We start from the raw sequence: 13,109 nt of genomic DNA, 5'->3' as shown, positions 1-13,109 counted from the left end.
TCGTGTTCTCGCCCACCTGTACCGACGGCACTCCCGTGGGTCAGGCACCGTCGTAGACCCACGCGCGGCCGGTCTGGCGGTATTCCTCTACGGGGATCGGTTCGACGCCAGTTCGCATACGGGCGGAGTAGAGCAGGCCGTCGAGGTGGTCGATCTCGTGGTGGATGAGGCGGGCGAGACCGCGTTCGTACACGGTGGTCACGGTCTCGCCGGTCAGGGCCGTGGTCTCCACCGTGATCTTCAGGGGGCGGGGGACGAGGCCGCGGACGTCGAAGAAGCTCAGGCAGCCCTCGTACTGCTCGTCCATATCCTCGGAGCGGGTGGTGATCCGGGGGTTGAGGAGGATGATGGCGGGGGCGTCGCCGGGTGGCTGGACGACGGCGGCGGCTCGTGCGATGCCGATCTGCGGGGCCGCGATGCCCATGCCCTTGGCGAAGGGGTGGACCTGGCCGATCCGTTCCATGGCGGCGAAGAGCTCGTCTGTGATGCGTTCGGCCTCGTCGCGTTCGGCGGGCAGGTCGAAGGCGCGGGCCGGTTCGGCGAGGATGCCGGCGCCGTGTTGGACGACGCCGAGGTCTCGCATCTGCTGGCTGGGCCGCACGTCAATCACCTGAACTCCCCTTGATCTGTGTCGCGTTCGGTCCGTGCCCGAAACCGCCACTCCAGACGGTACCGAGCGTGCAGGGCGGGTGTAGTCGTGATCCACGTGAATTGCCGTAGTTCACCGTCGTCGCTGCGGACGGGAGGGGTTCGCAGCGGGGAGGCTTCGGCGGTCATGGAGGTCTCGGTGCCCCACACGACGGGGTCGAGGGTGGCGGGGAAGGCGAGCTGGACTTCGAGTTGTTCGGTGGGCAGGCGGACGGCTCGCTGGAACCAGTTGCCCCATTTGTCGTCGCCGACGGTGTAGGCGTACTCGATCCACACGGACTCGCCGGGGTAGAGCGGGAAGCGGCCGTGTTCGTTGTCGAACAGCAGCCAGACTTCCTTGAAGGCGTCGCGGTCGTGCTTGGCCTGCCACCGCATCGCCTCGCCCCGGCAGGTGGCGGTGAGGTCGAGTTCGTCCCAGGTCAGCGGGTGGGCTCGGTAGTGCGCGTTGGACTGCTCAGGGTCGCCGGGGTAGCGGTCCACGGAGATGCGGATCAGGTAGCGGGTCACCGGCTCCTCGCCGGTGTTCCGCAGCCGTCGGCGCATGGTCAGCCGGTAGGAGGTGCCGTCGTACTGGAGCCGCGCCTCGTCGTGTTCCACGACGAGGGCCGATCCGGTCGCATACGGCTGTTCGGGCCTGCGCTGGGCAGGCGGCGCCGACGCTGGCCGCCGGGTACGGGCCTTTGCCTGCTCGTAGTCGCACCAGCGTCTCCAGATCGCCTTCCCGGCGTTCAGTGACTCGTCGGCGAGACGCGAGAATTCCTCGCTGGGCTTGTGGCGGCCCGACTCCACGTGGCTGACGTAGGACGGGTCGAATCCCATGGCCAGCGCTAACGCCCTCTTGGACATGCCGCGTACTTCCCGCCAGCGCGCCACCTCGGCCGCGTAGTCCTCGGCCGCTTGCTCGGCGGTGATCTCCTCGCCTTGCGCTTCCATCGAAGCCCCGCGTCATCGTTGGTGAGCATGAATGAACCGTGAGTGATCCAAGTTCATCATCCCGTCACGGTCTGCGTCGCCGTTTTCCTTCCCTTACTGGCCCGGATAGACCCTCCGGGCGGATGAGGGAGGCGAAGCACCATGCGCGTGCTGTACCTGCTGAACATCTCGAACCCCGACCGGCTTTCGGCCGACTCGGGGTGGATTTTCGCGGACCTGCTTGCCCCGGCTCTGGCGGATTCCGGGGCTGAGGTTACGGTCGCGGCCCCGGCTCCGGCCGGGGATGCCCGCTGCGGATTCCACCAGACGAAGGTGCCGGGGACGAAGTACCGGGCCCGCTTCTCCGCGGACATCGACGAGCTGGTGGCACTGATCCGGGCGGATAAGCCCGACGTGGTCGTGGCCAACCAGATCGAGGAGGCCCCGGCGATCCGCACGGCCCTACTGGAGGCCGGATCCAACGCCCTACTGGCCGGCTACTGCCACTACCTGCCGTTCTCCTTCACGGGCGGCGGCCAGCTCCAGCTCGACCCGTCCCTGAACGACGCGGGGCTCGGGCGGCCGGTGCTGCTGGCGTTCGCCGCCGGACTGGCCGCCTGTGACCGGGTGCTGGTCCACTCCTCCACGGCCGCGTCCTGGGTGTCGGCGGCAGCCGCCCGGATGACCGTGGACCTCGGCGAGAAGCTGCGAGTGGTGCCCGCCCCGCGTGACGAGCGTCTGGTACGCGACCCCGCCACCACGCAGCCCGCCTCCGGCGCCGGGGCGATCGGCGTCTACAACCACCGGCTGTACGCGCACTACGGCACCGGGCAGTTCGTGGACCTGGCCCGCGACCTGGTCGCGTCCGGCACCGTCAGGCTGCGGGTCATGGACCTGTTCGGTCAGCGCCGGGCGGAGCGCAAGGGCCTGGACGACAGCCCCGAGAAGATGCGTGACCAGCTCGCCGCCCTGCCGCACGTGCAGGTCGTCTCCGACCAGGGCGACCGCGTCCGCTACAAGGACCTGCTGGCCGGCGCCCGCTTCGGCATCGCCCCGTTCCGGCCCGGCTGCCCCTGGTCGATGAGCGTGATCGACTGCCAGGGCATGGGCCTTCCGGTCATCTCGCCCCGCCTTGGCTGGCTCGCCGAGCACATCGACTCCGAGCTGTGCTTCACCACCCCGGCCGAGGCCGTCGCCTTGGCCGAACGGCTCGCCACGGACGCCGAATTCCACGCCCTGCACGCCAAGCGGGCTCACGCCTCCACCGCCGACTTCACCCCAGCCCTGATCGTGGCCCGCTACCTGGAGGCCGTCTCGTGAACGGCTTCGACGTGGTCTTCCTCTCGTACGACGAGCCGATGGCCACCTCTCTGCACTCCCGGCTTCAACGCACGCTCGGCGGCACGGTCAAGCGCCTGCACGGCGTACACGGGATGCGCCGGGCCTACCGGCTGTGTGCCGAGGTCGTCGACCACGAGCAGTTCTTCCTCGCCGACGGGGACTTCGCCATCGACGCCGGCTTCGACCCCGCCACGGTGGAGCCGCTGGACGAGGGCGTGTCGATGCGGGTGTGGCGGGCGGTCAACCCGGTCAACGGTCTGACCTACGGCTACGGCGGGCTGAAACTGGTCCGCCGCAGTGCCCTGCGCGAGATGGGCGAGGCCGTGGACGTGCTCGCTGCACTGCCCGGACGGATCGAGTTCGCCCAGCAGACCGCGGGGATCACGAGGTTCAACCAGAGCCCCTTCCACGCGTGGAAGGCCGGTTTCCGCGAGTGCGCGATGCTCGCCCGCGGCAGTGAGTACGGCATGGCCGACGACGACTCCCGCCAGCGGGTGGAGGCATGGACCAAGAGCCGCAACGGCGAGTTCGCCCCGTACGCCGCCGCCGGGGCCCGCGAAGGGGTCGCCTTCGCCAAGGAGTTCGCCCGCGCCCCCGGACAGTTCGACCACCTCAACGACCCCACGTGGCTGCGGGCGAGGTTCACCGCCGCCCACGGGGACCAGGCGGTGGCCGGGTGACCGGCCCCCTGGTGCTGATCGAGCCGTACGCCGACCGCCTGGGCGGGCACCACCAGCGCACGCTGGTGGCCCTCGCCAAGGCCCGGCCCTGCAGCCTGGTGATCGCCCCGCACGGGATCGTCCGCGAGGCGGTGGCGGCCCTGCGCGAGGCCGGGGCCCGGCTGGTGACCGCACCGGCCGGGCACCCGGCGGCCGTACTGCTGGCCGCCTCCCGCCTCGCGGCCGGGCTCTCCAGGGCTGGGCTACGGGTCTTCCGCTCGCGCCGCTGGCCGCGCTTCCTGCGGCGGCTTCCGCACCAGATCACCCTCATCGCCCGGTGCCTTGCGGAGGCGTCGGCCCTGCGGACCGCCCGCCGGCTGGCGCCCGGCGCCGAGGCGGTGGTGATCCTGAGCGCGAGCGAGGCCCTGCATGGTGCTTCCGCTCTCCTCGGCGGGCTGCCGCACCTGCGGTTCGTCCACGAACAAGTCACTACCGAGGACGCCGCCGTGCGGTTCCTTGGCCGGCTTGCCCGCCGGGGCGAGAGGCAGGTTCTGGCGGTGTGCCCGACCCAGGCCGTAGGCGATCAGATCACGGCAGCCTTCCCGGACCTGGCAGCGGTGGTGCGGGCCTTCGCGGTCGACGACGGCCGCCGCCTCACCGACGCCGAACGCGACGGTGGCCGTACTGCCTTCGACATCCCCACCAGCGAAGCCGCGGTGTGCCTGGTCGGCGGCTGGTGGCCCTACAAGGACATCGGAGTCATCGACGCCGCACTGACCCTGCTGAAGGAGCCGCTGCACCTGGTGGTCACCGGCATCCCGCTCGACGAAGCCGTGCTCGCCCGGTGGCGTGACCTGCGGAACGTCCGCCTCCACACGATGCCCGGACCGGTCAGTGAGTCGGTGTTGCGGCTGGTCTACGCCGCCGCCGACGCCGCCCTGGTCACCCGCCGCCCCGGCGTCGGCAAAGAGTCCGGGCTCGTGATGGACGCCGCCCGCCTCGGCGTCCCCCTGGTTGTCTCCGACCACGACCCCGGTCTCACCGTCCGCCTGAGTGGCCGGCCCTGGGCCCTGACCTTCACCGCCAGCGCCCCGGACGCCCTCGCCGAAGCCCTGCACAACATCATCCGCCAGCCGCCCGAGCGGCCCGGCCCCGAGGCGCCCCACCTGTTGGGGATGTGGTCGGCCGCCGGGCAGGCCGACTTCCTCACCCGCACCTTCGCATCACTGCGTACGAAGGAGTCCCGATGCTGAGCACCCCTCCCGCGCTGATCGCCGTCGTCGGCCCCGTCGAACCCCCGCTGCTGGCCGCCTGGGTCTGCCACTACCGGTGGCTGGGCGTCGAGCGGTTCCTGATCGCCTTCCACTTCCCCGAGCACGTGCCCGACCAGCAGCGGCACGAGCTCCAGGCCGCCAGCCGCGAACTGGGCATCATCCCCACCGGCACCAGCACCGGCCCGTGGCACGAGCACACCAACACCCAGCTCAGGGACGCCCTGCGGCACCGGGCCGGCCCGGGCTGGCACCTGCTCGCCGACGCCGACGAGTTCCAGCAGTACCCCGCCCCGCTGATTGAGGTGATCGCCCAGGCCGAGAAGTCCGGGCACCGAGTGGTGGGCGGTCTGATGCTCGACCGGATCGCCGCGAGTGGGCGCCTGACCGGCTGGAGGCCCGAAGGCGGACTGGATCTCGCCTATCCCCTCGGCGGGCACCTCACCCACCGGCTCCTGCACGGAGACCCCCGCAAGATCGTTCTCGCCCGCCACGATGTCACCGTGGCGGGCGGCAACCACAGGGCCCCCGGACAGCGTCCGGATGCCGACCGTATCTGCGCGGTTCACCACTTCAAGTGGCGCTCGGGCCTCCTGGACGACCTCCGCCGCCGGGTCCAGCACTTCTCGACCGGCACATGGCAGGAACAGACCCCGGCCGTGCGCGACGAGGCCAGCCGCCTCCTGTCGCACGTCGGCCAGCACGGCGGCGTGATCAACACCAGCGATCCGCGGTTCGCCTTCCGCCGGGTGAGCCTGGACCGCGTGCCGTTCAGCTGGCCCAGCGAGGCCCGCAACATCGTCACGGCCTGGCGACCGCACACGCACACCGGCCAGGATTAGGGACAATGAACGCGCCCACGAACAGCTCGTCGCGGAAGGGATGACCACGTGCCCCTCGCCGTCCTCCTGGCCGGCATCACCGGCTCCGGGAAGACCACCGTCGCCCAGACCCTGGCCGACCACGGCTGCATGCGGCTGTCCGTGGACGAGGAGGTGCACCGCCTCCACGGCCGATACGGCGTGGACTACCCCGAGGACACCTACTTCGAGCGCGAACGGCCCGTGGTCGAGGCGATCCGGGCACGGTTCGTCAAGGAGCTGGAGGCTGGCAACGACGTCGTCCTGGACCACGGGCTGTGGCGGCGCGCCGAGCGCGACGCCTGGCAGCAGGCCGCCCGCGAAGCGGGCGGCCACCCGCTCGTCGTCTACCTCCCCGCCGACCGGGAGGAGCTGCTGCGACGCCTTGCCGAACGCAACGAGCGCGAGGACGCCAACGCCCTCACTGTCACCCCCGAAGCCCTCGATGACTTCTTCGCCCGCTTCGACCCCCCGGCCGGCGAAGAGGAAGTGATCGTCTACACCGGAGATCTGGACGCGCTCGTGGCGGCGCTGTCTGCGGCCAGGCACAGGCAGGTCTGAAGCAGACCCACTGACTTCTCGTTATCACCGACCATGGCGTGGTCCGACACGCGCTTGGCGTTGGCTGCGATCAGCGCTCTGCTCGCGCACTGCCGTGGTCGCAGGCCGGGGTGCGGACACGAAGGAAGTGGCGCTCACGGTGCTTCGCCTGCGCGCTGCTTGCACGCGCTTGTTCGGCTGGGCGGTGATGCGCCACACCAGGACCTGCAGCAGACCCGGGGGCGTCGGCCGTCGGCGCGGACGGTAGTGGCGAGGAGGTGGATGTGATCGTCCGCGTGCCGTACGGCGATCCACCGGCACGCCTTCTCGTCGCCCTCGGGCGCGATGCCGGTGGCCGCCACTATGCGGCGGGCGACTTCTGCCCACTCGGCGTCGGTGAGGCAGCGGTCGCCGGGTGCGGTGCGTACCGGGCAGTGCCACACGTGCTGCGGCGGTTTGTGGCCGCCCAGCTCGCGGGTGCGCAGATCAACGTGGTGGTCCAGGCGCCTGGCGAGCTGGCTGTAGGCGGCTTCGTGGTCGCGGCCGGGGTCGGGGGCGCCGGCCGTGTCCCAGGCCGCGACGATGTGCGGGTCGGTGTGCTCGTCCCGCCGCCCTGGGCCGAAGAGGTAGTTGATCAGGCCGAGGGTGCTGGAGCCGGTGGAGACGTCAGGCACCATGGCCAGCCCCCGCCGCCAGGAGCTGGTCGATCAGCCGGTAACTACTCTCGGCCGTCCGCTCGACGCGAGCGAGCACGGCCTCCGCCTGCTCGGGAACGGTTCCTCGGTGGATGGCTCCGGTTATCTGGTTGAGGTTGCTGCCGATGCGGTTCAGCGCGACGGTGTGAGCCTCGACGGCCTCGATCAGCAGGCGGATGGGATCGTCCTCCGGACTGCCGACCATGCCCGCCTCGCCGAGGGCGACAGCGAGCGCGGCGTCGCCGACGAACCCGACGAACTTCTGACCGCGCCACTCGGCCTCCTTGGCGATGATGCGGACCGCGGTCGGGGTGAAGCGGATGGTCTCTTCCTGGTCGCGGTTCTCGGTGGTGCGCTTGCGGTTCATCAGCGCGGGCAGCGCCGGGGCGTCGGGCTCGCGCCACGAAGGCTGCTCATCGGAAGGCGTCGTATCGGCAGGCCGCTCAACGGGCGGTCGGGCATCGGCAGGCTGCTCAGGGCACGGGGCGGCGCAGCCGACGACGGGTGCGGTGCTGGGCTCAGGTGTCCCCTCCCCAGGCTCGGGCGCCCGCTGGCGCCCGGCCTCTTCCTCCGCCACCCCTGGGGCGGGGGCAAGCGCGGACGAAGCCTCGTCAGAGGCTCGTTCGCTCCAGCTCGCTGCTGTTCGGCGGGCCAGCCTGAACAGTCCCCTGCGGTGGCGGGAGGGGGCGTCGTCCGTGTTGTTGTCGTGCATGGTGGTGCTCCGGTGGCATGTGCAGGGCCTCGTCACGTCCGTCGCAGCCGTCCCGTGGCTGGTCAGGACAGGTACGGACTCGGCCGCAGGTACGGCTAACTCCGTCCCGGCGAGGAAGTCCGTCCCCGCGCTGACCTGCGCGGGGACGGATGCGACGGACTGAGACGGACCCAGGGAGTGGGTCAGCGGGCTTGGGGCCTACGGTGCCGCCGGGCGGGCCGACAGGCAGCGACCCGGTCAGAGGGGCGGGCGGCTTGCCCTGGGCTAGCCGGGGAGACCACGGTGACCACGGACGCGAGCTGGACGCTGCGCGTGATGCGGTCCGCGCGTGGTGGCCGGGCGGGTGAGGCACTCGCAGACCTCACGGGCCGGTTGGTCACACCGCTCGGGCTCCGTCGCCCCGGTGGAACGGGTAGTCCGTGTAGCCGACTTCCCCGCCGCCGTAGAACGTGGTCGGGTCGGCCGCCGTCAGAGGCAGGTTCTCCCGGTGCCGGCGGACCAGGTCCGGGTTGGCCAGGAACGGTGTGCCGAAGGCGATCAGGTCGGCGTTCCCGGCGTCCACCGCCGCCTGGGCGCGCGCGAGGTCGTAGCCGTTGTTGGCGATGAACGCACCGGAGAACCTCGCCCGCAGCGCGCGGTAGTCGACGGACGCGGTCTTCGTGGTCATGTCGCCCTCCAGGACGTGCGCGTACGCCAGACCGCGAGGACTCAGCTGCCCCAGGAAGTACTCGAAGTGGCCCTGCGGGTCTGAGTCTGACATCGAGTTGAAGCCGTTCTCCGGCGTCAGGCGCACGCCCACCCGCCCGGCGGGCCACAGGTCGCACACCGCGTCGAGGACTTCGTTCAGCAGGCGCATACGGCCGGCGGTGCTGCCGCCGTAGGCATCGGTGCGGTGGTTGGTCCCGTCGCGCAGGAACTGGTCGATCAGGTAGCCGTTGCCGGCGTGGACCTCGATGCCGTCGAAGCCAGCGTGCCTGGCCAGCTCGGCGGCGCGGCGGAACTGGGCGACGATGCCCGGCAGGTCCTCGCGTTCGAGTGCGCGGGGAGTCACGAAGTCCTTCGGGCCGGAGTGGGTGACGGCCTGGCCGGCGGGGGCGAGCGCGGAGGGGGCTACGGGCGTACGGCCGTCCAACAGGCTCGGGTGGGAGACGCGGCCGCAGTGCTGCAACTGGACGAAGACACGACCGCCCTCGGCGTGGACCGCCTCGGTCAGGCGTCGCCAGCTCGCCGCGTGGGCGCCCGAGTGCAGGCCGGGGGTGAACGGGTAGCCCACCGCCTGGGGCGAGACGGTGGTGGATTCCGCGATGATCAGGCCGGCGGTGGCGCGCTGCCGGTAGTGGGTGACCATCAGCGGGGAAACGCTCCCGTCGGCCTCGGCACGGTTTCGGGTCATCGGCGCCATCACCAGCCGGTTGACGAGCTTGAGGCCGCCCAGGTCGAACGGCGCGAACAGGTCGAGGGTCACGGGGAGCTCCAATGTTGCGTCGAAAATCGTAGGACAGATGTCCTAGAGCGCCGCCACGCTAGGTCGCCCTCGTTGCCGGTGTCAACGACTTGACGCCCTGGGACGGTTGACCTAGGTTGTGGCTCTAGGTCGGTTGTCCTACGACGGAAGGGGATCAGCGTGACCGCTGTGGCGACCCGTGAGCAGATCGTGTCGGCGGCCGACCGGCTCTTCTACCAGCACGGCTACGAGCACACCTCGTTCGCGGACATCGCGGGAGCCGTCGGACTGTCGCGGGGCAACTTCTACTACCACTTCAAGTCCAAGGACGCGATCCTGGACGCGGTGATCGACGCCCGCCTCGCCGACACCCGCCGGATGCTGGAGCAGTGGGAGACCGAGGCGTCCACCCCGGCAGGCCGCATCATGCGGTACGTCGAGATCGTGCTGACGAACCGCGCCGACATCCAGGACTACGGCTGCCCGGTCGGCACCTTGACCACGGAGCTGGCCAAGCTGGAGCACACCATGCTCGGCCGGGCCGGCCGCCTGTTCACACTGTTCCGCACATGGCTCCGCGAGCAGTTCGCGCTGCTCGGGCAGGCGGAGCGGGCCGACGAGCTGGCGATGCACGTGCTCGCGTTCAGCCAGGGCGTCGCCGTCATGGCCAACGCCTTCCACGACGAGGCGTTCATCCGGCGCGAAGTCGACCGAATGCGCGACTGGCTGCACACCTACGAGAAATGAGAGACCCCATGTTCGTCGTCCTGCTCCGGTTCTCCGACAACAAGGCCGCCGCCGGCCGGCTCCTGCCCGGCCATCAGGAGTGGATCCAGCGCGGCCTGGACGACGGCGTGTTCCTGCTGGTCGGCAGCATCCAGCCGGAGCTCGGCGGTGCGGTCCTCGCCCACGACGCCTCGCGCGAGGAACTTCGCAAGCGCGTCGAGGAGGACCCCTTCGTCGCCCAGGACGTCGTCACGGCGGAGATCATCGAGATCGCGCCGGGGATGGCGGACGATCGGCTGGCCTTCCTGCTCTGAATCCCTGCCCCCGGCCCCGGGACGCTGGGGGTCAGTCCCGCGGACGACGGGACTGACCCCCAGCGTCGGGCGCGGGGAGTCAGTCGCCCTGCTGCACCCCTCCGGGCCGCAGCAGGGCGCGGAGTTCCGCGACCGCCTCGCGCAGACGGTCCGCGAAGGCGTGCATCCGGTCCGCCACCGGCAGCGGGGTGCTCAGGTAGAGGTTGAACCGCTCGGGAAGCAGTACGTAGGCCACCCCGATGCAACGGCTGCTGGTGGAGCCGAAGCCGAAGAACTGGATGTTGCGGGAGGGGGCGGAGCTGGTGCTGAGGTAGTCGTCGCGCATCTTCAGCCAGCCCGGGGTGCGGTACAGCGCGGGTTGCTCGGTGACGCCGAGCTCCGGGCCGCGACGGCGCTGGACGAGTTCCAGTTCCCACAGGTGCTGTTCGGGCACCTGTCCCGCCTGGGACGCCTTCGCACGCGCCACATGTGCGTCGGCCGCGGCACGGAACGCGGCGAGGCGCCCGGCCGGGGTCGTGGCGGGATCCTCCATCGCCGTGACGAACGCCCGCATCTCCGGAGTGACGACGCGCATGGCCTCGGTGCGCCCGTTGCGGTACTGCCGGGTGGCGATCGACTCGTACGTGGCTCCCAGGAACCCCTTGGCACGCTGGTGGGCGAGCTGGTAGGCGCACTGGACGAAGGCGTCCGGGGACATGCCGAGCGACTTGGCCGTGGTGCTGCCGAAGTCCGGGAAGGACACGGTGGTGGTCGCGGTGGCCTCTCCGTACGCGGCGAAGGACTCCGCGGCGGCGCGTACCTTCTCCCTGAGCGGTGCGTCCAGCGTGAAGACGACCGGTTCCGGCGCGGGAGCGCCCTGGGAGCGGGCCCCCGAGCGACGGGAGTGCTCCTCGGCCGGGGTGTTCAGGAGGAAGTCGGTGAAGCCGAGGATGGTGGTGCCGTCGAGTTCGCAGTGCTCGACGTTGATGCCCGCGCGGCCGTCCGCGAAGACGACGAACGACACGGCCTTGTCGAACCAGCGGTTCCCACGGTCCCCGTACAGCAGTTCGTCGCACGCCTCCTGGACACCGGCGGGTGCGAAGTCCTCCAGGCAGACGCAGAACAACGCGGTCTCGACGACGTCCAGCGACTCGGCGTTGCGGGGGTCCGCGTGCAGCAGTTCCTCACGGGCGGCCGCCCACTCCGCACGCGCCATCGTGGTGAGGTGGCCCACCGAGGTGTCCGCGGCTGCGGGCTCCGCCCCGGCCTTGACGACCTCGCCGAGTCCGGCCTCCAGTTCCTCCAGCCCGTAGGGGACGCCGTCCGGGCCGAGCACGTCCAGCCGGAACATGCCGCCGCGGAAGAACACCACCACGTGCCGGGCGCCGGACGGGCCGGGCCGGTCGTGCCCGTGGGGGGCGCGGACGGTGTCCTGGGGCACTCCCGGGATCCGGGTGGTGGAGTAGAGGAACGTGTTCTGCACCATCGACTGGGGCACTCCGCGCTGCACCACGGGCGGGAGCTGCTCCCGGTCGAGCAGGCCCTTGTGGTGCAGCGCCCCCGCGATCAGCCCCGCCGCGCGCGCCAGTTGCCCCTCGTCCGTGTCCTGGAACAGGAAGAAGAAGTTGGCGTTGAGCGCGATACGGTCCCGCCGGCCCAGGTAGCGGTACGGCCAGAACGTGTCCAGCCAGCTGTGCACGCCCTCGGTGGCGTCGTACTCCTCCAGTGCCGTGTGCAGGACGCGGCCGGGGCCGTCGGGCCGGAGGAAGGCGGCGACCTCCGCCTCGGTCGCCGCGAGTTCGTCCGCGGTGAGCAGCGGAGCGCACCAGGCGAGGAACCGCTCGCAGCTCGCCTCCGGCGTCGGCAGCGGTACGCGCGGCAGGCTCGCCTCGTTGGCGAAGGTGGAGGGGGCCGTGCCGGCCGCCGGGGCCTCCGGCGCGGACGTCTGACGGTTGTTCACCACGTGTCTCGTTTCGGGTCGTCGGTGCCTGGGGTGTCGTACGGCCGGGAAAGGTAGAGCTGTGCGTGGAGCCAGCCTTCCGCCTCGAAGCCCCGCGCATCCACCCCGGCGGCCGCCATGCCGTCGAGGACGAGCGCCTGCTCCTCGGGGGAGGCGAACCGCCGCTGCCTGAAGACCTCGCCGACGCGGACGGTCCGGTATCCGAGCCCGGCAAGGGTCTGTTCGACCCGGTCGAAGGGGAACATCCGCAGCACGAAGTGCGCCATCCACGGCAGGCGTCCGCCCTGGGCCCGCACCACGCGCGTCAGCGTCCGCTCGGTGACGTAGCCGAGGCAGCCCGTCGAGATCACCAGGTCCGTGCCGGCGAGCTGGGCGTGCTGGCGGGGCGTGGGATCGTGGTTCTCCAGGTCGGCGTGGACCGCTTCGTCGAGGAAGCCCGCTTCGAGCGCGTATGCCAGCGCGCTGCCGGCGGCGTCCAGGCCGACGAAGCGCAGGGGCTGTGCGGGGCGGCGGCAGCGGGCCAGTTCACGGTCGCGGGCCAGCAGCGCCGCGCGGCTGTCGTCCGCGGCCCGGGCGTCGCCGTAGCGGTCGTACAGCTCGTCCATGGTCGCGTCGTACTTCACCAGCGCGGCGTTGATGCCGTAGGAGCAGCCGATGTCCAGCACCTGCGGCACGGTGACCTGCCGGGACTCGCGGTACTCCTGGATCAGCTTGGTGAACCAGGGTTTGGCCTGCTGGGGGACGCAGTAGCCGAGGGGGCGGAGCACGGTGAAGTAGGTACGGGGGTCGGGCTGGGCGTAGATGTGGTCGAGGGAGACTTTTCCGGTGGCGTCGAATCGCACGGGGTTCTGCTCCTCCGTGGGGTCGCTGTGTGGGAAACGCCCGCGAAGCCGGGACGGACACTGCCCGGCCGCGGTTTTCCGGCGGTGGTGGGCGGGGGGGACGCGTGTGCCGGTGGCCCTGGGCGGATGTGCCGGCGCAATGGACGCGTGGACCGTGTGCGGGGCGACCGCGGGGCGGGGATTCCGCGCGGCCCGGGGCCGCTGGG

At 71.1% G+C, this 13,109-nt stretch carries 13 protein-coding genes and 1 pseudogene; 7 read left to right on the top strand and 7 right to left on the bottom strand.

Annotated features, from left to right (window positions below):
- Nucleotides 1-40: 40 nt before the first annotated feature.
- On the bottom strand, nt 41-610 hold the full coding sequence (locus AB0J10_RS10590; protein WP_363059929.1) for a peptide deformylase: 570 nt from the start codon (nt 608-610) through the stop codon (nt 41-43).
- Nucleotides 607-1,581, bottom strand: a complete 975-nt coding sequence (locus AB0J10_RS10585) for a helix-turn-helix transcriptional regulator (RefSeq protein ID WP_363059927.1) — start codon at nt 1,579-1,581, stop codon at nt 607-609. The genes AB0J10_RS10590 and AB0J10_RS10585 overlap by 4 nt, the downstream gene beginning before the upstream one ends.
- 141 nt (nt 1,582-1,722) lie before the next feature.
- Here AB0J10_RS10585 and AB0J10_RS10580 point away from each other — a divergent pair, with 141 nt between their 5' ends.
- The 5 genes from AB0J10_RS10580 to AB0J10_RS10560 are packed head-to-tail and all read left to right on the top strand — an operon-like array spanning nt 1,723 to nt 6,252.
- Nucleotides 1,723-2,880, top strand: a complete 1,158-nt coding sequence (locus tag AB0J10_RS10580; protein WP_363059925.1) for a glycosyltransferase — start codon at nt 1,723-1,725, stop codon at nt 2,878-2,880.
- Nucleotides 2,877-3,581 (top strand): hypothetical protein, encoded by a 705-nt coding sequence (locus AB0J10_RS10575; protein ID WP_363059923.1) that lies wholly within the window; start codon nt 2,877-2,879, stop codon nt 3,579-3,581. The genes AB0J10_RS10580 and AB0J10_RS10575 overlap by 4 nt, the downstream gene beginning before the upstream one ends.
- Nucleotides 3,578-4,813 carry a hypothetical protein gene (locus AB0J10_RS10570; RefSeq protein ID WP_363059921.1) on the top strand — a complete coding sequence of 412 codons (1,236 nt, stop codon included), beginning with the start codon at nt 3,578-3,580 and terminating at the stop codon, nt 4,811-4,813. Before AB0J10_RS10575 ends, AB0J10_RS10570 begins: the two co-directional genes overlap by 4 nt.
- Nucleotides 4,807-5,673 carry a glycosyltransferase family 2 protein gene (locus AB0J10_RS10565; protein ID WP_363059919.1) on the top strand — a complete coding sequence of 289 codons (867 nt, stop codon included), beginning with the start codon at nt 4,807-4,809 and terminating at the stop codon, nt 5,671-5,673. The genes AB0J10_RS10570 and AB0J10_RS10565 overlap by 7 nt, the downstream gene beginning before the upstream one ends.
- Before the next feature lie 48 nt (nt 5,674-5,721).
- Nucleotides 5,722-6,252, top strand: coding sequence for an ATP-binding protein (locus tag AB0J10_RS10560; protein WP_363059917.1), 531 nt, complete (start codon nt 5,722-5,724; stop codon nt 6,250-6,252).
- Between the two features lie 215 nt (nt 6,253-6,467).
- Here the strand turns inward: AB0J10_RS10560 and AB0J10_RS10555 are convergent.
- From AB0J10_RS10555 to AB0J10_RS10545, 3 genes and pseudogenes are all read right to left on the bottom strand, one after another.
- A pseudogene (locus tag AB0J10_RS10555) lies at nt 6,468-6,908 on the bottom strand (mobilization protein); the annotation flags it as partial.
- The gene (locus AB0J10_RS10550; protein WP_363059982.1) at nt 6,898-7,503 is read right to left on the bottom strand and encodes a hypothetical protein; all 606 of its coding nucleotides are present in this window, start codon (nt 7,501-7,503) and stop codon (nt 6,898-6,900) included. The pseudogene AB0J10_RS10555 and the gene AB0J10_RS10550, both read right to left, overlap by 11 nt.
- Before the next feature lie 511 nt (nt 7,504-8,014).
- Entirely contained in the window at nt 8,015-9,103 is a 1,089-nt protein-coding gene (locus AB0J10_RS10545; RefSeq protein ID WP_363059915.1) for an alkene reductase, read from the bottom strand.
- A gap of 159 nt (nt 9,104-9,262) precedes the next feature.
- Between AB0J10_RS10545 and AB0J10_RS10540 the strand changes: the two genes are divergently transcribed.
- Nucleotides 9,263-9,829: a helix-turn-helix domain-containing protein gene (locus tag AB0J10_RS10540; RefSeq protein ID WP_363059913.1), complete on the top strand. Its 567-nt coding sequence runs from the start codon at nt 9,263-9,265 to the stop codon at nt 9,827-9,829.
- An 8-nt stretch (nt 9,830-9,837) separates the two neighbouring features.
- The gene (locus AB0J10_RS10535; protein WP_363059911.1) at nt 9,838-10,122 is read left to right on the top strand and encodes a YciI family protein; all 285 of its coding nucleotides are present in this window, start codon (nt 9,838-9,840) and stop codon (nt 10,120-10,122) included.
- A 79-nt stretch (nt 10,123-10,201) separates the two neighbouring features.
- Here the strand turns inward: AB0J10_RS10535 and AB0J10_RS10530 are convergent, their stop codons facing one another.
- Nucleotides 10,202-12,061 (bottom strand): choline/carnitine O-acyltransferase, encoded by a 1,860-nt coding sequence (locus AB0J10_RS10530; RefSeq protein WP_363059909.1) that lies wholly within the window; start codon nt 12,059-12,061, stop codon nt 10,202-10,204.
- Nucleotides 12,058-12,903 (bottom strand): class I SAM-dependent methyltransferase, encoded by an 846-nt coding sequence (locus tag AB0J10_RS10525; RefSeq protein ID WP_363059907.1) that lies wholly within the window; start codon nt 12,901-12,903, stop codon nt 12,058-12,060. The genes AB0J10_RS10530 and AB0J10_RS10525 overlap by 4 nt, the downstream gene beginning before the upstream one ends.
- Nucleotides 12,904-13,109: the final 206 nt, after the last annotated feature.

The sequence above is a fragment of the Streptomyces sp. NPDC049887 genome (assembly GCF_040656535.1).
Taxonomy (GTDB): Bacteria; Actinomycetota; Actinomycetes; order Streptomycetales; family Streptomycetaceae; genus Streptomyces.
This window is presented reverse-complemented; position numbering and strand designations above follow the sequence as displayed.